The organism is Pseudomonas sp. TMB3-21 (assembly GCF_054898145.1).
The window spans coordinates 359,167-384,504 of sequence record NZ_CM142718.1 but is presented as its reverse complement, the minus strand read 5'-3'; the positions used below and the strand labels follow the sequence as shown (position 1 = coordinate 384,504).

At 59.9% G+C, this 25,338-nt stretch carries 24 protein-coding genes; 14 read left to right on the top strand and 10 right to left on the bottom strand.

The annotated features are described in order from the left end of the window. Positions 1-41: 41 nt before the first annotated feature. Positions 42-956, top strand: a complete 915-nt coding sequence (locus tag ACYZTS_RS01945) for an alpha/beta hydrolase (protein WP_461993630.1) — start codon at positions 42-44, stop codon at positions 954-956. Then, entirely contained in the window at positions 953-1,282 is a 330-nt protein-coding gene (locus tag ACYZTS_RS01940) for a hypothetical protein (RefSeq protein WP_461993628.1), read from the top strand. The genes ACYZTS_RS01945 and ACYZTS_RS01940 overlap by 4 nt, the downstream gene beginning before the upstream one ends. Positions 1,283-1,444: 162 nt before the next feature. On the opposite strand, the gene ACYZTS_RS01935 is transcribed toward ACYZTS_RS01940, so the two are convergent. From ACYZTS_RS01935 to ACYZTS_RS01925, 3 genes are all read right to left on the bottom strand, one after another. Then, positions 1,445-2,233 (bottom strand): OmpA family protein, encoded by a 789-nt coding sequence (locus ACYZTS_RS01935; RefSeq protein WP_028622588.1) that lies wholly within the window; start codon positions 2,231-2,233, stop codon positions 1,445-1,447. Between the two features lie 50 nt (positions 2,234-2,283). Continuing rightward, positions 2,284-2,697, bottom strand: coding sequence for a DUF4398 domain-containing protein (locus ACYZTS_RS01930; RefSeq protein WP_461993626.1), 414 nt, complete (start codon positions 2,695-2,697; stop codon positions 2,284-2,286). A 309-nt stretch (positions 2,698-3,006) separates the two neighbouring features. Further along, the gene (locus ACYZTS_RS01925; RefSeq protein WP_028622586.1) at positions 3,007-3,339 is read right to left on the bottom strand and encodes a hypothetical protein; all 333 of its coding nucleotides are present in this window, start codon (positions 3,337-3,339) and stop codon (positions 3,007-3,009) included. A 202-nt stretch (positions 3,340-3,541) separates the two neighbouring features. Here ACYZTS_RS01925 and ppc point away from each other — a divergent pair, with 202 nt between their 5' ends. The 7 genes from ppc to ACYZTS_RS01890 all read left to right on the top strand — a co-directional run bounded on the left by ppc (position 3,542) and on the right by ACYZTS_RS01890 (position 10,847). Continuing rightward, entirely contained in the window at positions 3,542-6,172 is a 2,631-nt protein-coding gene (ppc, locus tag ACYZTS_RS01920; protein WP_461993624.1) for a phosphoenolpyruvate carboxylase, read from the top strand. Positions 6,173-6,461: 289 nt separating this feature from the next. Next, positions 6,462-7,112, top strand: coding sequence for an adenylate kinase (adk, locus tag ACYZTS_RS01915; RefSeq protein WP_028622584.1), 651 nt, complete (start codon positions 6,462-6,464; stop codon positions 7,110-7,112). Positions 7,113-7,198: 86 nt separating this feature from the next. Next, entirely contained in the window at positions 7,199-7,873 is a 675-nt protein-coding gene (tsaB, locus tag ACYZTS_RS01910; protein ID WP_461993622.1) for a tRNA (adenosine(37)-N6)-threonylcarbamoyltransferase complex dimerization subunit type 1 TsaB, read from the top strand. Positions 7,874-8,129: 256 nt separating this feature from the next. Next, the gene (locus ACYZTS_RS01905; RefSeq protein WP_028622582.1) at positions 8,130-8,435 is read left to right on the top strand and encodes a hypothetical protein; all 306 of its coding nucleotides are present in this window, start codon (positions 8,130-8,132) and stop codon (positions 8,433-8,435) included. 2 nt (positions 8,436-8,437) lie between these two features. Then, positions 8,438-9,295: a DUF72 domain-containing protein gene (locus ACYZTS_RS01900; RefSeq protein WP_461993620.1), complete on the top strand. Its 858-nt coding sequence runs from the start codon at positions 8,438-8,440 to the stop codon at positions 9,293-9,295. 32 nt (positions 9,296-9,327) lie between these two features. Then, the gene (locus ACYZTS_RS01895; protein ID WP_461993618.1) at positions 9,328-10,149 is read left to right on the top strand and encodes an isocitrate lyase/PEP mutase family protein; all 822 of its coding nucleotides are present in this window, start codon (positions 9,328-9,330) and stop codon (positions 10,147-10,149) included. 2 nt (positions 10,150-10,151) lie between these two features. Next, a complete protein-coding gene (locus ACYZTS_RS01890) occupies positions 10,152-10,847 on the top strand; it encodes an extensin-like domain-containing protein (protein WP_461993616.1) in 696 nt (231 codons plus the stop codon). A gap of 3 nt (positions 10,848-10,850) precedes the next feature. Here ACYZTS_RS01890 and ACYZTS_RS01885 read toward each other — a convergent pair whose 3' ends face one another. Beyond that, entirely contained in the window at positions 10,851-11,471 is a 621-nt protein-coding gene (locus ACYZTS_RS01885; RefSeq protein ID WP_461993614.1) for an energy transducer TonB, read from the bottom strand. A 93-nt stretch (positions 11,472-11,564) separates the two neighbouring features. Between ACYZTS_RS01885 and ACYZTS_RS01880 the strand changes: the two genes are divergently transcribed. Further along, positions 11,565-12,347 carry a class I SAM-dependent methyltransferase gene (locus tag ACYZTS_RS01880; RefSeq protein ID WP_461993612.1) on the top strand — a complete coding sequence of 261 codons (783 nt, stop codon included), beginning with the start codon at positions 11,565-11,567 and terminating at the stop codon, positions 12,345-12,347. 131 nt (positions 12,348-12,478) lie between these two features. Here ACYZTS_RS01880 and ACYZTS_RS01875 read toward each other — a convergent pair whose 3' ends face one another. Continuing rightward, entirely contained in the window at positions 12,479-13,123 is a 645-nt protein-coding gene (locus tag ACYZTS_RS01875; protein ID WP_461993610.1) for a TetR/AcrR family transcriptional regulator, read from the bottom strand. Positions 13,124-13,217: 94 nt separating this feature from the next. Here ACYZTS_RS01875 and ACYZTS_RS01870 point away from each other — a divergent pair, with 94 nt between their 5' ends. From ACYZTS_RS01870 to ACYZTS_RS01860, 3 genes are all read left to right on the top strand, one after another. After that, on the top strand, positions 13,218-14,318 hold the full coding sequence (locus ACYZTS_RS01870) for an efflux RND transporter periplasmic adaptor subunit (RefSeq protein WP_461993608.1): 1,101 nt from the start codon (positions 13,218-13,220) through the stop codon (positions 14,316-14,318). Between the two features lie 6 nt (positions 14,319-14,324). Then, positions 14,325-17,393, top strand: coding sequence for an efflux RND transporter permease subunit (locus ACYZTS_RS01865; RefSeq protein ID WP_461993606.1), 3,069 nt, complete (start codon positions 14,325-14,327; stop codon positions 17,391-17,393). 149 nt (positions 17,394-17,542) lie between these two features. Next, positions 17,543-18,892 carry a Fic family protein gene (locus ACYZTS_RS01860; protein WP_461993604.1) on the top strand — a complete coding sequence of 450 codons (1,350 nt, stop codon included), beginning with the start codon at positions 17,543-17,545 and terminating at the stop codon, positions 18,890-18,892. 92 nt (positions 18,893-18,984) lie between these two features. Here ACYZTS_RS01860 and ACYZTS_RS01855 read toward each other — a convergent pair whose 3' ends face one another. Next, positions 18,985-19,674 carry a DUF4197 domain-containing protein gene (locus ACYZTS_RS01855; RefSeq protein ID WP_461993602.1) on the bottom strand — a complete coding sequence of 230 codons (690 nt, stop codon included), beginning with the start codon at positions 19,672-19,674 and terminating at the stop codon, positions 18,985-18,987. 58 nt (positions 19,675-19,732) lie between these two features. Continuing rightward, complete coding sequence (plsB, locus tag ACYZTS_RS01850) at positions 19,733-22,234, bottom strand: glycerol-3-phosphate 1-O-acyltransferase PlsB (RefSeq protein WP_461993600.1); 2,502 nt, start codon at positions 22,232-22,234, stop codon at positions 19,733-19,735. Between the two features lie 165 nt (positions 22,235-22,399). Between plsB and ACYZTS_RS01845 the strand changes: the two genes are divergently transcribed. After that, on the top strand, positions 22,400-22,609 hold the full coding sequence (locus ACYZTS_RS01845; RefSeq protein WP_028622571.1) for a cold-shock protein: 210 nt from the start codon (positions 22,400-22,402) through the stop codon (positions 22,607-22,609). A 136-nt stretch (positions 22,610-22,745) separates the two neighbouring features. Here the strand turns inward: ACYZTS_RS01845 and ACYZTS_RS01840 are convergent, their stop codons facing one another. The 3 genes from ACYZTS_RS01840 to dapE all read right to left on the bottom strand — a co-directional run bounded on the left by ACYZTS_RS01840 (position 22,746) and on the right by dapE (position 25,159). After that, complete coding sequence (locus tag ACYZTS_RS01840; RefSeq protein WP_028622570.1) at positions 22,746-23,123, bottom strand: hypothetical protein; 378 nt, start codon at positions 23,121-23,123, stop codon at positions 22,746-22,748. A gap of 75 nt (positions 23,124-23,198) precedes the next feature. Beyond that, positions 23,199-24,008 carry a putative RNA methyltransferase gene (locus ACYZTS_RS01835; RefSeq protein WP_461993598.1) on the bottom strand — a complete coding sequence of 270 codons (810 nt, stop codon included), beginning with the start codon at positions 24,006-24,008 and terminating at the stop codon, positions 23,199-23,201. Next, the gene (gene dapE, locus ACYZTS_RS01830; protein WP_461993596.1) at positions 24,008-25,159 is read right to left on the bottom strand and encodes a succinyl-diaminopimelate desuccinylase; all 1,152 of its coding nucleotides are present in this window, start codon (positions 25,157-25,159) and stop codon (positions 24,008-24,010) included. Before dapE ends, ACYZTS_RS01835 begins: the two co-directional genes overlap by 1 nt. Positions 25,160-25,338 lie beyond the last annotated feature (179 nt).

The following is a 25,338-nucleotide window of genomic DNA, read 5'->3' as shown; positions in this document are numbered from 1 at the left end:
GGAGTTGTATTTCAGTTCATCTTCTTGCGAGGTTTCACCGGATGAGAATCCTCGGCATCCTCTGCCTATTCCTGACCTTGAGCGGCTGCAGCTCGCTGCTGTTCTACCCCGAGCCCGGCCAACTCTTCACTCCCGCGAAAGCCAAACTCGAATACCGCGAAGTCACCCTGATCACCGCTGACGGCCTCAAGCTCAACGCCTGGTGGCTGCCAGCCAAACAAGGCGTCGACGTCAAAGGCACGGTCCTGCACCTGCACGGCAACGGCGGTAATCTGCCGATGCACCTGGGCGGCAGTGGGTGGTTGCCGGAAGAAGGCTATCAGGTGTTGCTGATTGATTATCGCGGTTACGGTTTGTCCGAAGGCCAACCGAGCTTGCCGGCGATTTATCAGGACATCGACGCGGCCTTCAAATGGCTCGATGAGGCGCCGCAGGTCAAAGGCAAACCGCTGATCCTGCTCGGCCAGAGCCTTGGCGGTTCGATGGCCGTGCACTACCTGGTGCAGCACCCGCAACGGCAAAAGCAACTCAAGGCGTTCGTGCTCGATGGCGTCCCGGCCAGTTACCGCAGCATCGGTCGTTTCGCCCTGAGCAATTCCTGGCTGACCTGGCCACTGCAAGTGCCGCTGTCCTGGCTGGTGCCGGACGGCGACAGCGCGATCAATTCCATGGCGCAGCTCAACGGCGTGCCGAAACTGATCTACCACAGCATCGACGATCCGATCGTGCCCCTTTCCAATGGCATCCGTCTGTATCAAGCTGCGCCGCCCCCGCGAGTGCTGCAACTGACCCGTGGCGGTCATGTGCAAACATTCGCCGACCCGGTCTGGCGCAAAGTCATGCTGCGTTATCTCGACGATCCGCAGCACTTCGACGGTTTGCGCCGACTGGGTGAAATCCCCAATTACCCGGCGCCATCGAATCCTGTAAACGAATCACCAGAGAGTCCGCAATGACTGAAGAACGCAACGCCATCCCGCTGATCATCACCGGTATCTGCAGCATCCTCGGCACCGTCGGTGCCCTGTGGTTTTACGGTTACCTGCACTTTGCCAAGCCTGAAGACGCGCTGTTGCTCAGCGACTTCACCATGCTCAAGACCGTGCCGGGCGAAGACTACAAAGTATCTGTGGAGCCGGCGGCACAAGTGGCGCAATGCGTCGATGGCGTGCTGGTGATGTTCGACACTGAACAGAAAGGGCTGAGCGGCGTGTTGATCAACAACAAGAAAAGAGCCGTGCGCTGCATGGGCGAAGAAACCCCGCAGAAGTTGCAACCCTAGCGCGGCCGAAAAGATCGCAGCCTCGTTTCACTCGACAGCTCCTACAGGAGAACGCAATCCAATGTAGGAGCTGTCGAGTGAAACGAGGCTGCGATCTTTTGATCATGACAAAAAGCCCCGCCTGATCGACTCAGGCGGGGCTTTTGTGTTCCAGCGTGGAGCTTAGTTCGAGCTAACAGACGAACGCGGCGCCACGGGCTGGTTGTCGTTGGAAATGGTCACTTCTACACGACGGTTCATTGCACGACCCGAAACGCTGCTGTTTTCAGCAACCGGGTATTCCTTGCCGTAACCCTGAGCAACGATGCGCGCTGGATCAACGCCCATTTTCACCAGAGCCATGCGCACGGAGTTTGCGCGGCGCTCAGACAGCGACTGGTTGTACGAAGCCGCGCCGGTGCTGTCGGTATAGCCTTCGACAATCACTTTGCGGTCCGGGTTTTCCTGAAGGAATTGCGCCAGTTTGTTGATATTCACCAGACCGCTGGATTTCAGGTCAGCCTTGTTGGTGGCGAACAGTACGTCACCGAAAGTCACCACGGTACCGCGATCGGTCTGCTTGGCGTTCAGACTGTCCTGCAGCTGCTTGATCTGCTGATCACGAGCGTCCAGACGCGCCTGGGCACGTTGCGCCGATGCATCCTTCAAGTTGGCTTCTGCGGTGCGCAGGGCGATGGTCTGTTTCGCCACTTCTACGCGCTGATTGGTCAGATAAGCCAGTTGATCAACTTTGTACTCGTCTTCTTTGTTCAGATAAGCCTTGTCGGCCTTGTCCAGATAATCGCTGGCATCTTTGGTTTCCAGCGCCGCAACTTTGCTCGCCTGCGGGTTGGCTTGCAGACCGCTGTAGTTGGTACGGGCCTGTTCCAGATTCTGGTTAGGCGGCGTCGAGCAGGCAGCCAGTGCAACACTTGCGGCCAGCAGGGCAGGGATCATCAATTGTTTACGCATGTTGGTTTCGTCCTTTTAAGTCGAATAAGAAGTACGTCGCAGCAGAGCGCTTATTGCACGGTGCGCTGGCTTTCCTGACGCAGTTCCTGAACCCCTTTCTGGGAATCCTTCACAGCCTGTTCGGCTTTCATCGCTTGAGCTTTGCGCTCGGCAACGCGAGCGTCCCACTCAGCCTGTTCGGCCAGAATGCGCGCTTGTTCGTAATCCTTGTCGTGCATGGCCAGTTCGGCCTGCTTGAGTTTGTCCTGAGCGGATTTCATTTCCACCGCTGCAAACTCGGTACCGCCAGCGCTGACGGCGCTGTTGACTGCCGATTGGGTGACAGCGTATTGCTCGCTCGGCGGGTTGCCGGCGCAACCGGCCAGTACGAAGGTGCTGCCGAGTGCCAAGGCTGCCAGCTTCAAACCGCGCAGTGAAGTAAACGAGGATTTGGCAGTTGGGGTCTTCATGGTTTTCAACTCCATTGTGATAACTCCTGAAAAACAAAAAATCCATCCTGGGTGTGGAGCCGCAACCGTTATTTTCCGGGGTATTTTGAAACGGTCGTCCCAGGCGTGGTTAATGGCTGTGACCCGAGACGTTTTTCAAAAGTTCAGCAAGTATGGCCAATCGCCTGAAAAAAATTCCGACCAACTGGACAAGGCCCTATGTCGGGAACTTTGACGATGGGAAGGGGTACGCGCGGGGAAATTCGAGTGAGATTTTTGGGCGATCACACACCCCTGCAGGAGCAAGCTCGCTCCTACAATTGAGGTCGGACGCAATCAGTGCTTCTAATCGTCCCCCGACACCAAATCATGCAGATGCCGACGGGACAGCGCGAGAAAACGCGGCGTCGGACCGACGTCTTCGTACAGCGGATCGCCTTCCTCATCAGTGGCTACAACCGTCGAACCCTTCACATACGGAAAGCTTTTTTCCAGCTCTTCCAGCGCCGCGCCGATCAATTCGCCGAGCAGTTCTTCCGGGTGTCGCTTGGGGTACATCTCGGTAATGGCCGCCAGCCGGGCAGCCGCTTCCATGTCCAGATGAATCGTGTACCCGGTGTCGGTCAATCGACCCTTGGCGTTTTCTTCCCAATGCTGGGCAAGTTCGCGGATTTTCATAATGACCTCATGGCGCTCCTGCTCGTGGCAGGCCCTGTGAATGTCCGGCATCTGGCCGGCTAAAGCCGTTGTGTGGCTTACCCTTGAGACTAGCTTTAACGCCAAGGGTTTAAAGTCCCTTCGTCGTTTGCTTGTAAGAAGCGGCCCGGGACGGCACTCTTTGAGGTCTTGGCTGACCGGATTTTTCGCTGGAGAACTGCTGATGACCGATATTGACGCACGCTTGCGCGAGGACGTTCACCTGCTGGGTGAGCTGTTGGGCAATACCATTCGTGAACAGTACGGGGATGGCTTTCTCGACAAGATCGAGCAGATCCGCAAGGGCGCCAAGGCGGACCGTCGTGGTTCGATGGACGCGGAGCTGAGCGCCAGCCTCAATCAACTGAGCGAGGAAGAATTGCTGCCGGTCGCGCGTGCGTTCAACCAGTTCCTCAACCTGGCCAATATCGCCGAGCAGTATCAATTGATTCACCGGCGCGAAGAGTCGCAGCCGGCGCCGTTCGAAACGCGCGTGTTGCCGGAGCTGCTCGCGCGTCTGCTGGCCGAGGGGCATAAACCCGAGTCGCTGGCCCGGCAATTGGGGCGACTGGAAATCGACCTGGTGCTGACTGCGCATCCGACTGAAGTGGCGCGTCGCACGCTGATCCAGAAATATGACGCCATCGCCGCGCAACTCGCCGCGCAGGATCATCGCGACCTCACCAGCGCCGAACGCGAGCAGATCCAGACAAAGCTGCAGCGCTTGATTGCAGAAGCGTGGCACACCGAAGAAATCCGCCGCACCCGGCCGACTCCGGTCGATGAAGCCAAATGGGGTTTTGCGGTGATCGAGCATTCGTTGTGGCAGGCGATCCCGAACTATTTGCGCAAGGCCGACAAGGCCCTGCACGACGCTACCGGTCTGCACTTGCCCATGGAGGCGGCGCCGATTCGCTTTGCCTCGTGGATGGGCGGCGACCGTGACGGCAACCCGAACGTGACTGCTGCCGTTACCCGTGAAGTCCTGCTGCTGGCGCGGTGGATGTCCGCCGATTTGTTCGTGCGCGATATCGATCACCTGGCGGCCGAATTATCGATGCAGCAGGCCAGCGACGCGCTCAAAGCCAAGGCCGGGGACAGCGCCGAGCCCTACCGCGCGGTACTCAAACAGCTGCGCGAACGCCTGCGCGCCACGCGTAGCTGGGCTCACGCCTCCCTGAGCACAGCCACCGCCGTCAGCGCCGATGTGCTGCAAGACAATCGCGACCTGCTTGATCCACTCGAGCTGTGTTACCAGTCGCTGCACGAATGCGGCATGGGCGTGATCGCGGACGGACCGCTGCTCGATTGCTTGCGTCGGGCTGTGACGTTTGGCCTGTTCCTGGTGCGCCTCGATGTGCGCCAGGATTCGACTCGACACTGCGCCGCCATGACCGAAATCACCGACTATCTGGGGCTGGGTCGCTACGAAGACTGGAGCGAAGAGCAGCGCATCGACTTCCTATCGCGCGAACTGAATAACCGTCGGCCATTGCTGCCGGCGTATTTCAAACCGTCTGCCGATACCGCGGAAGTGCTCGCCACCTGCCGCGAAATCGCAGCGGCACCCGCTGCATCGCTGGGTTCCTACGTGATTTCCATGGCGGGCGCCGCTTCCGATGTGCTGGCCGTGCAACTGCTGCTCAAAGAGTCCGGCGTATTGCGACCGATGCGCGTGGTGCCATTGTTCGAGACCCTCGCCGACCTCGATAACGCGGGCCCGGTTATCGAGAAACTGTTGCTGCTGCCGGGGTATCGCACGCGTCTGCAGGGGCCGCAGGAAGTGATGATCGGTTACTCGGATTCGGCCAAGGACGCCGGCACCACGGCGGCGGCGTGGGCGCAGTACCGGGCGCAGGAGCGTCTGGTCGATATTTGCCGCGAGCAGCAAGTCGAACTGCTGCTGTTCCACGGTCGCGGCGGCACCGTGGGTCGTGGTGGCGGTCCGGCACACGCGGCGATTCTGTCGCAGCCACCGGGTTCGGTCGCGGGGCGTTTCCGCACCACCGAGCAAGGGGAAATGATTCGTTTCAAATTTGGCCTGCCGGACATCGCCGAGCAGAACCTCAATCTTTACCTGGCGGCCGTCCTTGAAGCGACGCTCTTGCCGCCGCCGCCACCCGAGCCGGAATGGCGGCATCTGATGGACGAATTGGCGGCAGACGGTGTCAGCGCTTACCGCGCCGTGGTGCGGGAAAATTCGCAATTCGTCGAGTATTTCCGCCAGTCGACGCCCGAGCAGGAGTTGGGGCGCTTGCCACTTGGCAGTCGTCCGGCGAAGCGTCGCGCGGGCGGCATCGAGAGCTTGCGGGCGATCCCGTGGATTTTCGGCTGGACCCAGACTCGCTTGATGCTGCCGGCCTGGCTCGGCTGGGAAGCGGCGCTGAGCAAGGCGCTGGACCGCGGTGAAGGCGAACTGCTGGGGCAGATGCGCGAGCAGTGGCCGTTCTTCCGCACGCGCATCGACATGCTGGAAATGGTCCTGGCCAAAGCCGACGCCGATATCGCACAGTCCTACGATGAGCGTCTGGTCGAGCCGGAACTGCTGCCTTTAGGTGCGCATTTACGCGACCTATTGTCGCAGGCGTGCGCTGTCGTGCTTGGGCTGACTGGCCAGTCGCAACTGCTCGCGCACAGTCCCGACACCCTGGAATTCATCCGCCTGCGCAACACCTACCTCGACCCGCTTCATCTATTGCAGGCTGAGTTGCTGGCGCGGTCGCGGCAGCAGGAAGTCGCGCAGGGCAGCCCCGTGGAACAGGCGTTGCTGGTGTCTGTGGCGGGGATTGCCGCTGGATTGCGAAATACCGGCTAAGGTTTCGCTGGGCGCGCGCGGCACTCGGTAATGGGCTCAAGTGCCGTTTTCAATTGGCGCGGGAAGTACTGCCAAGCGACAGTTAATGATGGGGTTGCGACTTGGTGCACCCCCTCGCAAGGTCACGCAAGGCGCGGGTTTCTCCGACTTTCGGCGGCTTGTGTGGTCCGGGCCTGCTGTGTATCTTGATCAGCCTTTGGCCGTTTGGGCGGTCACGACCCTGTTTTTTTAGATTCGCCCCACGAGGCGAATCCGTTGTTATCTATATAAAAATTTGAGGAGCACATCGATGCGCGTCATTCTGCTGGGAGCTCCCGGGGCCGGAAAAGGTACTCAGGCAAAGTTCATCACCGAAAAGTTCGGCATCCCGCAAATCTCCACCGGCGACATGCTGCGTGCTGCGGTCAAGAACGGCACCGAGCTGGGCATCAAGGCCAAGAGCATCATGGATGCCGGTGGTCTGGTCTCCGACGATCTGATCATTGCACTGGTCAAGGACCGTATCGCTCAGTCCGACTGCGCCAATGGTTTCCTCTTCGACGGTTTCCCGCGCACCATTCCGCAGGCCGAAGCGCTGGTTGATGCCGGTGTGGAGCTGGACCACGTTGTCGAAATCGCCGTCGATGACGAAGAAATCGTTCAGCGCATCGCCGGTCGTCGTGTGCACGAAGCCAGCGGTCGCGTTTACCATACCGTCTACAACCCGCCGAAACTGGCCGGCAAAGACGACATCACGGGTGAAGCACTGGTGCAGCGCAAGGACGACACTGAAGAAACCGTGCGTCATCGCTTGTCGGTCTATCACTCGCAGACCAAACCGCTGGTTGAGTTCTACCAGAAGCTCTCCGCTGCGACTGATGGCAAGCCGAAGTACAGCCACATTGCAGGCGTCGGCTCCGTTGAAGCGATCACCGGCAAGGTGCTCGAAGCGCTGAGCTGAATATCGCTTGATCTTCTACGGCCCGCTTGCGGGCCGTAGTTGTTTATACTGGCGCACTTTTTCTGACCTTTCTTGTGGAAACATCGATGAGCACCTTGCTGGCCCTGGACACCGCGACTGAAGCTTGCTCCGTTGCCTTGCTGCATGACGGCAAGGTTACGAGCCATTACGAGGTGATCCCGCGCCTGCACGCGCAGAAGTTGTTGCCGATGATCCAGCAACTGCTCGCCGACGCTGGCACCACATTGCAGGCGGTGGATGCGATTGCATTCGGCCGTGGACCGGGCGCGTTTACCGGGGTGCGAATTGCGGTTGGCGTGGTGCAAGGGCTGGCGTTCGCGCTGGATCGTCCGGTTCTTCCGGTATCAAACCTTGCCGTGCTGGCGCAGCGGGCTTATCGCGAACACGGTGTCAGCCAGGTCGCTGCCGCCATCGATGCGCGCATGGATGAAGTGTATTGGGGCTGCTACCGCGAAACGGACGGGGAAATGCGTCTGGTCGGCAATGAAGCAGTGTTGCCACCGGAAGCGGCAGGACTGCCCGCCGATACCAGCGGCGAATGGTTCGGTGCGGGCACCGGTTGGGGGTATGCCGAACGCATCGCCGTCAATCTGAGTGGCCAGGATGCAGCGATGTTGCCGCATGCCGAAGACTTGCTGACCCTGGCGCGATTTGCCTGGGAGCGCGGCGAAGCGATCGTCGCAGATGACGCTCAGCCGGTTTATCTGCGCGATAAAGTGGCAACCCCGAAAGCGCGTTGATCTGGCAGACCGAGTCGGCCCCATCGCGGGCAAGCCCGCTCCCACAGGTTTCGAGTCGACCGCAAATTGGTGAACGACACAGACCTTGTGGGAGCGGGCTTGCCCGCGATGGCGGACTCACATCCAACGCCAATCGTCAGTTTCTCCCCCCGTTTTTAAACCTTTTCGTATTTCTGTGTTCTAGTTATCACTCGGCTGTTTGCGAAGTGTGCTGCGCGCCACTAAACTGCCATCATTGATACCGAGCCTTGACGTTATGCGTATAGACGGCCTTTCCTCCCAGTCCTACCCCATCAAGCGCAAGCCTGCCAGAGGGCGTGTGGTCGAGGACGACTCCATTGATATCGATGGCGAACTGGAATTTCCCTCCGAAGAGCAAATGGCCGCTCGTGCCGCCAAGGCTTCCGCGCAACGCCTGAGCAACCTCCCGGCCCGTCAGCAAGACATGCTTTATCACCGCGCCATGAGCAAGAGCGTCGCGATGGCACTGGCCAGCTACCTCAGCACCGCCGGTTTTGTCGATTGGGATGCGGATGTGCTGGGTCTCGACCTGTACATCTGACGGTGCTGCCTTACTTCCTCGGCTGCCCGTCGTGGAGTGAAAACGCATGGCGTGATTACCTTTATCCGCCTGATGCAAAGCCTGCAGAATTCCTCGGTTTCTATTCGCAAATATTCAATGCCGTGGAAGGCAATACGACTTTCTACGCGAGCCCGGCTGCGTCCACCGTGCAGCGTTGGGCCGAGGTCATGCCGGAGCATTTTCGCTTTACCGCCAAGTTTCCCCGCGACATCAGCCACGGCGGAGATTTGCGCGAACAAATGACCGCCGCCGAAACATTCCTTAACTTGCTCAGTCCACTGGGCGCTCGCGTGTCGCCGCTGTGGTTGCAGCTGTCGAAAGGCTTCACGCCGCAACGCTTGCCCGAACTGGCGGCGTTCATCGAAGCCGTTGACCGACCCCTGGCCGTCGAAGTACGCCACGATGAATTTTTCGCCAAGGGTGACGCCGAGCGCGCGCTAAATCGGCTGTTGCTTGAGCGTGGCGTCGAACGCATTTGCCTGGACCCGCGCGCACTGTTCAGCTGCACATCGACCGACGCCGCCGTGCTGCACGCGCAATCACAGAAACCCCGAGTGCCGCCACGTCCGGCGGCCTTCACGCAGTTTCCGCAGGTGCGCTTCATCGGCCATCCGCAGCTGGAAGCCAATGATCCATTCCTCGAGCCCTGGCTGCAGAAATTCGCCGAATGGATCGAAGAGGGGCGCACGCCTTACATCTTCCTGCACACCTCCGACAATCTGTTCGCAGCGAAACTCGCGCAACGTTTCCACGCACAACTGATGCTGCGTTTGCCTGGCCTGCCGCCGCTGCCTGAGTTATACAGAGAGCCCGCCGCCGAACAACTTGGCTTGCTCTGAGGCGTCCCCGTCCCTTCTTCAGGAGCCTGCCAATGGATGCGCAAACCCTTCGAGCCCAAGCGTTCAAAGCCCTGCACGAGCGCGACGGGGCATTTGTCATTCCCAACCCGTGGGACGCCGGCTCGGCAAAAATGCTCGCCAGCCTTGGCTTCGAGGCATTGGCGACCACTAGCGCCGGCTACGCCTTTTCTCAGGGCAGACCAGATGGCGGCCTGACGCTGGACGACACGTTGGCCAATGTTCGGGCCATCGTCGCCGCCACCGATCTGCCGGTGGCAGTCGATCTGGAAAACGGCTTCGCCGATGACCCGGCGCAATGCGCACAGAGTATCTTGCGCGTTGCGGATGCAGGGGCCGTTGGCGGTTCGATCGAAGACGCCACGGGCCGCGAAGACGCACCGATCTACTGTTTCGAGCACGCCGTTGCGCGCATCGAAGCCGCCGTCGCCGCCGCCCGCAGCTTGCCATTGCCCTTTACGCTAACGGCGCGGGCCGAGAATTTCCTGCACGGCAATCCTGATCTGGACGACACCATTCGCCGCTTGCTGGCATTTGCCGACGCCGGCGCTGATGTGTTGTACGCGCCGGGGCTGCGAAGTGCTGAAGATGTTTTGGCGGTCGTGCGTGCCGTGGCACCCAAACCGGTCAACGTGCTGATGTCCGGCGGGCTGAAACTGACGGTCGAGCAGTTGAGTGAAATGGGCGTCAAACGAATCAGCGTCGGGTCTGCGTTTGCGCTGGCCGCGTATGGCGAGTTCTTTCGCGCCGCCCAAGAGGTCAAGACGTCCGGCACCTTCGGCTTCACCTCGCGCTCAATGCCTTTCGCGCAGGCCAATCAATTGTTCAAGGGCTGAAGATGCGGTTTCGTTGGGGCCTATGGCTGATGGTATTGATCATTGGCGGCGCAACATTGAGCGTCTGGCGAGGCTGGGTCACGCTGCCGCCGCAGTGGAATCCGTGGGCACCGCTGGACGTCAGGGCGGATCCTAACTTTCTGACGCGCTACAAATTGATGCGGCTGCGCGCCGACCCGCAACTGTGCGATCAGGTCCTGAGCACGGCCGGGTTACGCGTGTCCCGTCAGGCCGACAGCCCTGACGCGAAATGCCCGTTGATTAACACGTTGCGCGTGCAGGGAGGCGAGGTCGGGCTGAGCAGCAGCTTCCTTGCCAGCTGCCGCCTGGCGGTGTCGTTTGCGCTGTTCGAACGTCACGCCCTGCAACCGGCGGCTCAAGCTGTTTACGGCCAATCGGTGAGCCGTGTCGATCATCTGGGCAGCTTCGCCTGCCGCAACGTTTACGGTCGTGAGAACGGCCGGCGCAGTCAGCATGCCAGCGCGGACGCATTGGACATCGCCGGTTTTCGCCTGGCCGACGGCCGCGTTATCAATGTGCTGAAGGACTGGCCGAAGGATAATCAGGACGCGAAGTTTCTACGCCAGGTTCGCCAAGGCGCCTGTGACACGTTCAGTGTGGTGCTGAGCCCGGATTACAACGCCGCTCATCGCAATCACTTTCATCTCGATGTCGGGCCGTGGTCGGTCTGTCGTTGAGGTTCAGGCGGCGATGCGCAGGTTCTGCAGCACGATCGGGCGCGCCCAGCCGATGTCGAAATCGAAGTTCTTCTGTTGTTCCACCAGTTCTTCGGACGAGAACGGCGGGAACGGCTTGTCGAGCAGATCCAGTTCGAATTCTGCGATCGGCAGGTGCAGCGAACGTGGTTGCGGTGCCGCGCCAGGTACTGGCATTGGCTGGCCGTGAGTGAGCACGATCGGGCGAACCCAGCTGCTTTCGAAGTCCTGTTGCTTCTGTTGAGCAACGATCTCGTCGGCCGGGAACGGTGGGAAAGGCTTGTCGGCCAGGTCCATCTCAAATTCGGCAATTGGCAGGAACAACGGCTCAGGCGGCTTGACCGGGGTTTCGGTCACGTTACATTCGCGTTGCGAAACGATATGCGCCAGCAACTCGCTGCCGACGGTGGGTTCTTGCGGACTTTCAACATCAACGGGCGGAAAGTTCAGCGATTTGGGCAGCACATCCCCCGACTGCTCGGCCAGCGCCCGGGCAAAGAAATCTTGCCACAGGTGACTGACACCGCTCAGTGCTTGGGTATTTCGCAGGCTGTAATCGCCGTAGGGCGAAATGAAGCCTGTGAATGTTGGTTGAATGTCTGACATTTTTATCGGTCGACGCCCAGCTCTGGCAAAATGCTCGTTAGTTTTGTTATCGGCCGTTTTTGCCGATCATTAATTTTTTGAGCGTGTTTTCCCATGATTGAGCAACCGGCGGCTTGCCGCATCCATGTCGAAGCCCTGAGCGCGGCATTTCAGCCCCAGGCCGAGCAGTGGGCCGCGTGCCTGAATCTGCCGCTGCAGGTCGCCGATAGCGAATTTGCCTTGCAGGTGGGTGAGCAGGGTTTGCAACTGCAGCAACTGGGACCGGACGCCCCGGGGCCGGTGCGGGTGGACTTCGTCGAGGGTGGCGCGGCGCATCGACGATTGTTCGGCGGTGGCACCGGGCAGATGATTGCCAAAGCTGTCGGCATCGCGCAGGGCGTGCGTCCAAGGGTGCTGGATGCTACGGCGGGGCTAGGCAAAGATGCGTTCGTGCTGGCGAGTCTCGGTTGCGAGATGAGCCTGATCGAGCGTCAGCCACTGATCGGTGCTTTGCTCGAAGACGGGTTGGCGCGCGGCGCCGAAGATTTCGAGGTGGCGTCGATCGTGGCGCGGATGCGTTTGCTCAAGGGCAATTCGATCGAGGTGATGCGCAACTGGCAAGGGGAGCCGCCGCAGGTGATCTACCTCGATCCGATGTTCCCGCACCGTGAGAAAACTGCGCTGGTGAAGAAGGAAATGCGCCTGTTTCGACCGCTGGTGGGCGATGACCCGGACGCGCCGGCCTTGCTTGAAGCTGCGCTGGCGCTGGCCAGCCACCGAGTGGTAGTCAAGCGACCGCGCAAGGCGCCGTGCATTGCCGGGCCGAAACCGAGCCATGCGCTGGATGGCAAATCCAGTCGGTATGATATTTATCCGAAGAAGGCGCTGAAGCCCTGAGACCGCGTCGCCTCCCTCGTCGGAACGCCGCCCGGAGCAGGCTCGCTCCCACACTGGATGTGTGTCGAGTGAAGATCAAATGTGGGAGCGAGCCTGCTCGCGAAGGGGCCAGCCGGGACGACCGAAAGTTATTAGGCTGACGCTGGTCGATAAGCCCGCATAAACAACCACACCACTTCCTGTACATGGCTCTCGGCCGCCGCCCCGGTCAACGGTTCGCCGCAGCCATACAACAAGCGAAAATTCGCCGCACCCTTGAGCAGGCAAAAGAAATGTTCGGCAGCGTTGTGCGGCTTGTCGATGCTCAGCGCGCCAATCTGATCAACCTTGCTCAGTAGCCGCTCCATGCCCTGCAGCATGCGCTGGGGCCCCGCCTCGAAAAAAATCTGCGACAGCTTCGGATCCTGGCTACCCAAGGCCATCATCAACCGATGCAGGTTCACCGATTCGTCGCTGTTGATCAGCTGGTGAAAGCCTCGGGCGATATTGATCAGCACCGCTTCCACGCTGATCCCGTCGGGCAATTCGAAGAACAACTTAGGCAATTGCTCCTCGCACTTGGCAACAACTGCGGCTGAGAACAAGGTCTCCTTGTCGTTGAAATGGCTGTAGACGGTCAGCTTCGACACGCCGGCCTCGGCGGCGACGGCATCCATGCTGGTGCTCGCATAACCCTTGGTCAGAAAGAGAATTTTCGCCGCATCGAGGATCGCCTGGCGCTTGGCCAGATCCTTGGGGCGTCCCGGACCATTCGAGGTTGGAAGATTGTTCGACATTATTCGCTTTTAATACTGGACTGGTGAGTTTGCTATTAATAACATACTGGCCAGTATAATTATTCCAAGCACCATTAGCGAAAGGTCCGTCACCATGTTCCGCTATGCCTCGCCCCTCGCGTTGCCAGTCGGTCTGGCTTTTTTATTGTCTGCGTGCGGGCATGAGGAGGCACCTCAGGTCAGCGTCCGACCGGCAATGGTGGTGCAACCGGAGCCGTCCGCCCAGGCGATGGAAAGTTTCCCCGGTGAAGTGCGAGCGCGCTATGAGCCGGAACTGGCCTTCCGCATCGGTGGCAAAGTAAGCCGACGGCTGGTCGAAGAGGGGCAACGGGTAAAGGCCGATCAGCCGTTGGCCGAACTCGATCCGCAGGACGTACGCCTGCAACTGGAAGCGACCCGTGCGCAGGTCACCGCTGCCGAAGCCAACTTGAGCCTGGTGCGGGCCGAGCGGGACCGTTATAAAACGCTGATGGACCGTCAGATGGTCAGCCGTTCGCTGTACGACAATGCCGAAAACCTTTACCGCTCCGGTGAAGCGCGCCTCAAGCAAATCAAAGCCGAATTCAATGTCTCGACCAACCAGGCCAGTTACGCCGTGCTGCGTGCCCCTCAGGACGGTGTGGTGGCCAAACGTGCGGTTGAAGTCGGGCAAGTGGTGGCCGCCGGGCAAACGGTGTTTACCTTGGCCACCGACGGTGAGCGTGAAGTGCTGATCAGTTTGCCGGAGCAGAGTTTCGGTCGCTTCAAAGTCGGCCAGGCAGTCACTGTGGAATTGTGGACGCAACCTGATCAGCGCTTCGCCGGGCGCATCCGCGAGTTGTCGCCCGCGGCCGATCCGAAGTCGCGCACGTTCGCTGCGCGTATCACCTTCACCGCCGGCAAGGTGCCTGCCGAGCTCGGTCAGAGCGCTCGGGTTTTCATCCAGACCGCCGAGGTGATTGCCCTCTCGGTTCCGCTATCCGCCGTTACCGCTGAAAACGGTGCCACTTTTGTCTGGGTGCTCGGGGCCAACAACACGTTGAAGAAAGTCCCGGTTCGGGTCGGTGCCTTCGGCGAAAAAACCGTGCCGGTGCTCGAAGGCCTGAACGCCAGTGACTGGGTGGTAGCCGCCGGGGTTCATGTGCTTCTCGAAGGACAACAGGTGCGACCGGTGGATCGCTCCAACCGCGTGGTCAATCTGGCGGACAAGGAGTAATTCCCGATGGGTTTCAATCTTTCCGAATGGGCGCTACGTAATCGCCAGATTGTACTGTTCCTGATGATCCTGCTCGCGGTTGTTGGCGCACTTTCCTACACCAAGCTTGGACAAAGTGAAGATCCGCCGTTCACCTTCAAAGCCATGGTCGTGCGCACGATCTGGCCGGGGGCGACCGCGGAAGAAGTCTCGCGGCAGGTCACCGAGCGCATCGAAAAGAAGCTGATGGAAACCGGCGAGTACGAACGCATTGTCTCGTTCTCGCGCCCCGGTGAATCGCAAGTGACGTTTATTGCCCGCGATTCCATGCATTCGGTGGACATCCCCGAGCTCTGGTATCAGGTCCGCAAGAAGGTCAGCGACATCCGTCACACCCTGCCGCCCGGGGTGCAAGGGCCGTTTTTCAACGATGAATTCGGCACCACGTTCGGCAACATCTACGCGTTGACCGGCGACGGTTTTGACTACGCCGTGCTCAAGGACTACGCCGACCGAGTGCAGATCCAGCTGCAACGGGTGAAGGATGTCGGCAAGGTCGACCTGTTGGGGCTGCAGGACGAGAAGATCTGGGTCGAACTGTCCAACGTCAAACTGGCCACCCTTGGTTTGCCACTGGCGGCAGTGCAGCAGGCGCTGCAGGAACAGAATGCAGTGTCGACGGCGGGCTTTTTCGAAACCACCAGCGAACGATTGCAGCTACGGGTGTCGGGCAATTTTCAGACAGTTGAAGAGATAAAAAACTTCCCGATCCGCGTCGGCGATCGCACGTTCCGTATCTCCGATGTCGCCAATGTGCGGCGCGGTTTCAACGATCCCCCTGCGCCACGCATGCGTTTCATGGCAGAGGACGCGATCGGTCTGGCCGTCGCCATGAAGGACGGTGGCGACATTCTGGTACTGGGCAAGGCGCTGGAAGTCGAGTTCGCGCGGATCCAGAAAAACCTGCCGGCGGGCATGCAACTGCGCAAAGTCTCCGATCAGCCGGCGGCGGTGAAAACCGGAGTCGGAGAATTCGTCCAGGTGCTGGTGGAGGCCTTGGCGATTGTGTTGCTGGTGAGCTTCTTCTCACTCGGCGTGCGCACCGGCATGGTGGTGGCGCTGGCGATTCCGCTGGTGCTGGCGATGACCTTTGCCTGCATGTATTACCTCGGCATCGGCCTGCACAAGATTTCTCTCGGCGCGCTGGTGCTGGCGTTGGGGTTGCTGGTGGACGACGCGATCATTGCGGTGGAAATGATGGCGATCAAAATGGAGCAGGGCTTCGACCGGGTGAAAGCCGCGAGTTACGCCTGGACCAGCACCGCGTTTCCGATGCTCACCGGTACGCTGATCACTGCCGCCGGTTTCCTGCCGATCGCCACTGCGCAGTCGGGCACCGGGGAATACACCCGTTCGATCTTCCAGGTGGTGACCATCGCGCTGCTGGCATCGTGGGTGGCAGCGGTGGTTTTTGTACCGTATCTGGGGGAAAAACTCCTGCCCGATCTGGCGAAAATTCACGCCGCCAAACACGGTACCGCCAACGGCGAGTTCGACCCTTATGGCACGCCGTTTTATCAGCGTGTGAGGCGACTGGTGGAGTGGTGCGTGCGACGCCGCAAAACCGTGATCGTGCTGACCGTTGCGTTGTTCGTTGCGTCGGTCGTGCTGTTCCGGTTTGTCCCACAACAGTTCTTCCCGGCATCCGGTCGTCTTGAATTGATGGTTGACTTGAAACTGGCCGAGGGCGCGTCCCTGAGCAACACCGCCGTTGAGGTCAAGCGCCTGGAAGCGCTGCTCAAGGACCATGCCGGCATCGACAACTATGTGGCCTATGTCGGCACCGGTTCTCCGCGATTTTACCTACCGCTCGATCAGCAACTTCCTGCGGCGAGCTTCGCCCAGTTTGTCGTCCTGGCCAAAACCATCGAAGAGCGCGAGACGCTGCGCCTGTGGCTGATCGAAACGCTCAATGAGCAATTCCCGACCCTGCGTTCGCGGGTCACTCGACTAGAGAACGGCCCGCCCGTGGGGTATCCGGTGCAGTTTCGGGTGACCGGTGAGCACATCGAGGAAGTGCGCGCGCTGGCAAGAAAAGTCGCCGCCAAGGTTCGCGAGAATCCGCATGTGGTCAATGTCCACCTCGATTGGGAAGAACCGAGCAAGGTCGTCTATCTGAATGTCGATCAGGACCGCGCGCGGGCGCTCGGCGTGAGCACGGCGAACCTGGCGAAGTTTCTTCAGAGTTCGCTCACGGGGTCGAGCGTCAGTCAGTATCGCGAAGACAACGAGTTGATCGAGATTCTGCTGCGCGGCACCCTGCATGAGCGCACCGAATTATCGTTGCTGCCGAGTCTCGCGGTGCCCACTGACAACGGTCGCAGCGTGGCCTTGTCGCAAATCGCCACGCTCGAATATGGCTTTGAAGAGGGCATCATCTGGCATCGCAATCGGCTGCCTAACGTCACGGTCCGCGCCGATATTTATGGCAAGCAGCAACCGGCGACGCTGGTGCAGCAGATCATGCCGACGCTGGATCCGATTCGCGCGCAACTGCCGGATGGCTATTTGCTGGACGTGGGTGGCACGGTGGAGGACTCGGCGCGCGGGCAGAATTCGGTGAAGGCCGGGGTGCCGCTGTTTATCGTGGTGGTGCTGACGTTGCTGATGCTGCAACTGCGAAGTTTCTCACGCACGGTGATGGTGTTTCTGACGGCGCCACTGGGGTTGATCGGGGTGACGTTGTTTCTGATGGTGTTTCGTCAACCTTTCGGGTTCGTGGCGATGCTGGGGACGATTGCGCTGTCGGGGATGATCATGCGTAATTCGGTGATTCTGGTGGATCAGATCGAGCAGGACATCGCGGCGGGGCTGAAGCCTTGGCAGGCGATTATCGAGGCGACAGTGCGACGCTTCCGCCCGATCGTTTTGACGGCGCTGGCGGCTGTGCTGGCGATGATTCCGCTGTCACGCAGCGTGTTTTTCGGGCCGATGGCGGTGGCGATCATGGGCGGGTTGATCGTGGCCACCGCGTTGACGTTGTTGTTTTTGCCGGCGTTGTATGCGGCCTGGTTTCGGGTTCAGCGGGAAGCGTAGTGTTGAAAGAAGAGGGCTTTACGCGTGACATACGTATCGCCCTCGAGACTGCGACCAGTCCTGACTCCTACAAAATTTTCGGACCTGTCCGATATTGAGTGAGGCCCCCGTGGATGCTGTACTCATAGCTCATTTCCAGAAAATTTCTTATGAGAAAGCCTCCATCACTGACGGGCAGATCCGACCCGGTGTTTGACCTGTTGATAAGGTCGCCGCACAAAGAGCGGCTTGCGGATTATCTCGCGCTGTTGAAGCCGCTGGATGACCAGGGCCGCTACCTGCCGTTCGATAAATTGCGTTTTCGGTGGGGTTCCGGGCTGGATCCGCATTTGTGTTGGGCAATGGTCAGGAAAGCACGAACTGCGCAGCACCTGAGTCTTCTGCCTCTGGGAGAACCGCTTCAGTGGGGACGGTTCATGTGGACTCCACTGGCGCAGAAAGCCATTTCTGCAGTGGATCGGCAGACGACCACAGCGGCACTCGAGTACATGACGGGCCAGATCGGCGAGCGTGCCCATTTCAGCTATCTGTTGAATGATCTGATCGAAGACGAAGCCATCAGCAGCAGTCAGCTTGAAGGCGCGGCTACCACCACGCGGGTAGCCAAGGACATGCTCAAACGTCATCGGCTGCCACGCACCCCCGATGAGCGGATGGTCATCGGTAATTTCAAAATGATGACTTTTGCTTGGGAGCAGCGCTACGAACCCTTGAGTCCAGAGCTGATTACTGCGATGCATCGCGTGGGTGTAGAAGGTATAGACGATGCGCAGTATTCGCCCGGAACATTGCGGTGCAATGATGAAGTGGTGGTTCAGGATCACGAGGGCAATACCGTGCACATGCCGCCTCCCGCTGCCGGGGTCCGCTCACGGCTGAAGTTGCTGGCAGACTGGATCAATCAGTCTCATGGCGACCCGGCTCAAGCCAGTTACCTTCATCCACTGATCAAGGCCATTGCCTTGCATTTTGCGCTGGGCTACGAACATCCGTTCCGCGATGGCAACGGTCGAGTGGCGCGGGCGCTGTTCTACTGGTTCATGTTCAAGAACGATTACTCAGCGTTTCGCTACATCGCGATCAGCATCCTGCTGCGCAATGCCCCGGTGAAATACGCGCGCTCTTATCTGGATAGCGAAGCAGATGATCTGGATCTGACGTATTTCATCGATTTCCAGTGCTCAGTGGTGCTGCGCGCCGTGGGGGGATTTACCGAGGTCTACCGCAGAAGTCTGGCGGAGGTGGACCGCTTTGACCGGTGGCTGCTGGCATCCGGTTTTCTTGATCGCCTTACAGAGAAACAACGAGCCGTGTTTCAGGTGGCGAAGAGTGGCATGGCGAAAGAGTTTACGGCGAGCAATGTGCAGGAGAACCTGGGCTGCTCCTACAACACCGCGTCGGCAACACTGAATGGACTGGTGGCCGTCAATGTGTTCGAGAAACGCAAGATGGGCCGTGAATGGGTGTACTTCCTGCGGGCGCAAAGCCCCGATTTGTAGGAGCAGAGCTTGCTCGCGAAGGCGGCGCACCCGTCATGAACGTGTGTTCTGACACCCCGCCATCGCGAGCAAGCTTTGCGCCTACCGCAGAATCAAAGCGTACCGAACACTTTCTTCGCCAGACTGGTCGCTGCAGCCGCCGGGTTCTGGCGGATGGTTTCTTCCTGTTTGCCGATCATTTCAAACAGGCCATTCAGCGCCTGTTCCGTCACATAACCTTCAATATTGGCGCTCTTCGTATCGACGACACCAAAGGCGGCCGCCTGTCCGGCAAACGAGTTGTACTGCCTGGCCAGACCGACCTGATCAGTGGCTTTTTTGACGATCGGCAGGAATTTCAGGCGGATCTGTTCACGGCTGGTCTGGCTCAGGTATTGCGTAGCCGAGTCGTTGCCGCCGCTGAGGATGCCTTTGGCATCTTCTACGGTCATTTTTTTCACCGCGTCGACGAGGATTGGCTGGGCCTGAATCACGGCGGCCTCGGCGGCCTTGTTCATACTGGTTTCCAGTTGATCGACTTGAGCGCCCATGCCGAACGCTTTCATCTTGCTGGCGACTTTGCCCAGTTTGCCCGGCAGTTCGATTTTCACCTCGGGATTGTTGCTGAAGCCGCCCGGTGCGCCGAGTTGTTTGACGGCCAGTTGTGCACTTTGCGTCAGTGCATCTTTCAATCCGCCGGTAGCATCCTTTTGCGACAGGTCATTGAGCGACAGTGCAAGCGCGCTGGCGGAAATCATCAGGCCTGCGCACAGGCCGGCAAAGCGTAGGGTAGGGCGGAGCATGGCGGCTTCCTCTCAACAAAAACGGATGGGGCAGCGGTTGTACACCGCTGCTTTTGAATCAGGCCTCGGGCGGTACGGCGGGCAGGTCCGCCGCATCTTCACTGCGATGCAGCGCCACCTGACGGATCGACAAACGAATTTCCGCCGGCAGTACCCGTTTGGCCGCACCCTCGGCGAGTTCGCCAAGCAACGGGTGATAACTCAACTTGCCCGCTTCATCGCGCCGGAGCACATCGAGGTCGAGCAGCGTCTGGATGAAGTGGCGGAACAGGCTCTTGTCGAAAAATTCCGGTGCGTTCAGACCATGCAGGATCGACAGGCGCTGGGCCATGACCGTGCACAAGTCTTCCAGTTCTTCGGCGCTGAGGCTGTTCTGGCCGCTGTTGAGCAGCAGCGACACGGTCATGTAGAAGCGCTGCAAGGTTTGCGCAATGCTTTTCGAGAGCAGCGTCAGCAACACGAAATGCCGCGAGCTTGGCGCCGGACGCAAATAGACATCGTTTTCGAAACGCAGCAGGCCTTGTTCGACGAAAGCTTCGAGCCACTGATCGACCACCGCATCCAGTTCGTCCAGCGACCAGCGAATGAACAGCTCCGATTGCAGGTACGGATACAGCGCCCGGGTGTACCGCAGGATCTGTTCACGGCTCATGCGCGACGTGCTCTGGAAGAAGCTCGCCAGCAGCGCGGGCAACGCGAAAATGTGCAGCACGTTGTTGCGGTAATACGTCATCAGGACCGCATTCTGCTCATCCAGATACAGAATCTTGCCCAGGGCATCGTTCTGTTCAGACAGCAGATCCATGTCCTTCACGTGTTCTATCAATGCTCGGCCATCACCCTCCGGCAGCGTGGTGTGCGGCGAGTACGGCACCTTGCGCAGCAGCGCCAGGTAGAGATCGAGCACCCGCGCCATGGCGCGATCATCCAGGGCCAGACGCGTGGTGGACAACAGCGCCAGCGCGACCAGATTGACCGGGTTGATCGCCGCCGCTTCGTTCAGATGCTGCGCGACTTTCTCGCCCAAGCGGTTGGTGGTTTCGTTGAGCCAGGCCGGTTTGAACTGCGGGCCGAGTTCCTGCTGGCGCCAGTCGGGCTGTTCGCTGTCGAGGAATTCAGCCAGCTTGATCGGCTCGCCGAAGTTCACCGCGACTTGACCAAAACGCTGCTTCAACGCGCCGATGACTTTGAAGATGTCGAAGATCGATTCTTTCTTCTTGGTGGCGCCGCGCAGTTCGCCGAGATAAGTCCGCCCTTCAAGCACGCGTTCATAACCGATATATACCGGGATGAACACAATCGGCATCCGCGAGGAGCGCAAGAAGCTGCGCAGGGTGATCGCCAGCATCCCGGTTTTCGGTTGCAGCATGCGCCCGGTGCGCGAGCGGCCACCCTCGACGAAGTACTCGACCGGAAAACCTTTGGTGAACAGGGTGTGCAGGTATTCGTTGAACACCGAGGTGTACAGCGGATTGCCCTTGAAGGTGCGACGCATGAAGAACGCACCGCCGCGCCGCAGCAGGCTGCCGATCACCGGCATGTTGAGGTTGATGCCGGCGGCAATGTGCGGCGGTGTCAGGCCGTTGCGGAACAGCAGATAGGACAGCAGCAGGTAGTCGATGTGGCTGCGGTGACACGGTACATAGATGACCTCGTGACCCTGGGCGACCTTCTGCACGCCTTCGATGTGGTTGACCTTGATCCCGTCGTAAATCTTGTTCCAGAACCAGCTCAACACCACTTCGAGAAAGCGGATCGCGGTGTAGGTGTAATCCGATGCGATTTCGTTGCCATAGCGCAGCGCCTGGGCCTTGGCTTTCTCGGGGGAAATGTTCTCGCGCTCGGCCTCATCAAGGATCGCTTGCCTGACCAGCGGTTGATTGAGCAGACCTTTGACCAGGTTGCGACGGTGAGAAATGTCGGGGCCGATCACGGCGGCTTTGAGGTTGCGGAAGTGTACGCGCAGGATGCGCTGGGCCATGCGCACGGTGCGCTCGTGGCCCTTGTTGTGATCGATCAGCTCGCGCAGATGGATCGGCGCGGAGAACTGCACGCGGGTCTTGCGCCCCAGCACGATGATGCTGAGCAACCGGCGCAACCGCCCGGTGACCGCCCAGCTGTCGGCGAAGAGCAGTTTCCACGGGCTCGATTCGCTGTCGGGCGACTGGCCCCAGAACACGCTGACCGGGATGATCTGCGCATCTTCGGCGGCGTTCTGGCTCAGGGCGCTGACCAGACGGGTCAGGGTCGGCGGTGCGCCGCGTTTGTCCTGACGACCGAGCCAGTCGGGCTCGGGCGTCAGGTAGAAAAACGCAGCGGGTTCGAGCAGTGTCCCCACTGACACCGGCAATACCGGCCGGGGCAGGCCGGCCTTGGTGCATTCGGTATCGACCACGGCAAGGTCGGTCATTGAAGGGTTTTGCAGGACGTAGAACACCGGGCGGCTGCGGTCGAGGTTGAGGGTGAACGACGACTGATTGATCGTCTCCGAGCGAACCCAGAGGTACAACAGCCGGCGCAGGGTGCCAAACACAAGACGACGGAACGGGGAGCGGGTCATACGGCTTCTGCGTGAGTGAATAAAACCGAGCGTTTGCTCGGGGTGCGACAGTGTGCCGTATTCGCCGAAAATCGGCAAAAAAGCGCGGAAGTAAAGTTGAGTTGAGAGATTACGGGGCTGACCTATACTCGCCCGCTCAACAATAAAAACAAGGGGCAGCAACTTATGGCTACGCGCGTAACCGGCAATGTGAAGTGGTTCAACGATGCCAAGGGCTATGGCTTCATTCAGCGTGATGACGGGGTGGACGTGTTTGTGCATTACCGCGCGATCCGCGGTGAAGGGCATCGCTCGCTGGCTGAGGGTCAGCAGGTTGAGTACGCTGTGGTGACGGGGGAGAAGGGGTTGCAGGCTGAGGATGTTGTGGGTTTGTAACTCACTCCTCAGATCACCCATAACACCTGTAGGAGCGAGCCTGCTCGCGATGACTGACCGGCATTCAACATTGATGTTGACTGAAAGGGCGCTATCGCGAGCAGGCTCACTCCTACAGTTGATCGGGGTACAGCCTTTATGCAGTTTTCCAGGTGATCTCTTCTTCACCATCAGCACTGATCCGCATCCAGCGATCGGCTGTTTCTTCACCTTCTTCCTCGACCCAACTCCCCGGCGCGCAACGCACTTCGACATTCAGTGCGGCAAACGCGGCGCGGGCGCAGGCGATGTCGTCTTCCCACGGCGTCTGGTCGCTTTCCAGGTACAGGCTGTTCCATTTTCCTACAGCCTTGGGCAGCCAGGTCACCGGCACGCTACCCGCCTTGCATTTGTACGTTTGGCCTTTCTGCACCCAGTCAGTGCACGGACCCAACGCGGTGCTGAGCCAGGCTGCGACGGCCTTGTAGTCGGCGTCGGCGTCTTTCAGGTAAATCTCGATATCGGGTTGGCGCATGGATGTCCTCACTGCGGGTCTGAAAAATCCATTCGCGGATTTAGCCGGCTTCAAGCGGTCGCTCAAGGCCATAAATTATTGAAGTACGAAGTAATCGTAACGCATCGACACGGTCACCTCGAACGGCTCCGCCTGCTCGATCACCGCCGCCCGTCGTTCGGCACTGGCGCGCCAGCCGTGAGGCGTCATCGCCAGCAGGTTGGCGCGATCCTGGCCGCTTGCCAGCGTCAGTTTGAATTCAAGCGTCTCGCTGTGTTGCAACGCCATGCCTTCGGGCACCAGCGCCAAATGCTTGTCATCCGTGTACTCACGCACTTCGTCGTAAAGACGTTCGCGCAATTCCATCAAATGGCCGCTGGTGGGACCGACTTTCATCAGGCCGCCACCGGGGCTGAGCAGACGTTTGGCTTCTTCCCAGTCCAGAGGGCTGAAGACGCTGGCGAGAAACTGGCAACTGCCGGACGCCAATGGCACGCGCGCCATGCTGGCGATCAACCAGGTCAGCTGCGGATCACGTTTGCAGGCGCGTTTGACCGCTTCCCGCGAGATGTCCAGCGCGTAGCCATCCGCCTGCGGCAAGGCTTCGGCGATTTGCGCCGTGTAGTAACCCTCGCCACAACCGATGTCGAGCCAGCGTTGCGGCGCGTATCCGGCCGCCAGTTCGGCGAGACGTTTGGCCACCGGTGCGTAGTGCCCGGCGTTCAGAAAGTCACGGCGGGCTTCGACCATCGCCAGGTTATCCCCAGGGTCGCGGCTGTTTTTGTGCTGCACCGGCAGCAGGTTCAGATAACCCTGACGCGCGCGGTCGAAACGATGCCCGGCGGGGCAGGCCACGCCATTGTCGACCGCATTCAGCGGTTCACTGCAGATCGGGCAAGCGAGCATCAGGCGAGCAACTTGATCAGGGTCTGGTAGTAGATTTCGGTCAGCACATCGAGGTCTGCAGCGAGGACGCGTTCGTTGACCTGATGGATCGTCGCGTTGACCGGGCCCAGTTCGACCACTTGCGTGCCCATGGTCGCGATGAAGCGTCCGTCAGACGTGCCGCCGCTGGTGGATGCTTTGGTTTCCCGCCCGGTGATGTCCTTGATGCTCGACGCCACGGCGTCCAGCAAGGCGCCCGGCTCGGTCAGAAACGGCAGCCCGGACAGCGCCCAGTCGATGTGCCAGTCCAAACCATGTTTATCGAGGATGTCGGCGACGCGTTTCTGCAGACCTTCCACCGTGGATTCAGTGGAGAAACGGAAGTTGAACACCGCCACCAGATCACCCGGGATCACGTTGGTTGCGCCGGTGCCGGAATTGACGTTGGAGATCTGGAAACTGGTCGGCGGGAAGAAATCGTTGCCGTGGTCCCAGTGTTCGGCGGCGAGTTCGGTCAGCGCCGGGGCGGCGAGGTGGATCGGGTTTTTCGCCAGGTGCGGGTAGGCCACATGGCCCTGGATACCGCGCACGGTCAGTTTGGCCCCGAGCGATCCGCGACGCCCGTTCTTGACCACATCGCCCACCAGGGTGGTGCTCGACGGCTCGCCGACGATGCACCAGTCCAGACGTTCCTTGCGCGCAGCGAGACGTTCGATCACCGCTTTGGTGCCGTGGTGCGCCGGGCCTTCTTCGTCGCTGGTGATCAGGAAAGCGACCTTGCCCTTGTGGTCCGGGTAGTCGGTGACGAAGCGTTCGGCGGCCACGGTCATCGACGCGAGACTGCCTTTCATGTCCGCGGCGCCACGGCCGCAGAGCATGCCGTGTTCGTCGATGACCGCGTTGAACGGGTCGATTTGCCATGCCGTAACGGGACCGGTCGGGACCACATCGGTGTGACCGGCGAAGCACAGCACCGGACCGTCATGTTTGCCGTGGGTCGCCCAGAAGTTATCCACATCTTCGATGCGCATCGGCTCGAGCTGAAAGCCGGCATCGCCCAGGCGCTGCATCATCTGCTTCTGGCAATCGGCGTCGACCGGCGTCACGGAGGGACGGCGGATCAGGTCGATGGCGAGTTGAAGGGTCGGCGAAAGGTCGGCGTGGGCCGTCATGGAAAACTCCGGAAATCATGAATGTGGGCGCGGACTAATTGTGGGAGCCAGCCTGCTGGCGATGGCGGTGAGGCAGTCAACATAAACCGGGATTGTTACGTTGCCATCGCGAGCAGGCTCGCCCCCACAGGGATGGATATCACGCCAAGCCCTGCAAAATGGCGGTTATCTTAAAGCAA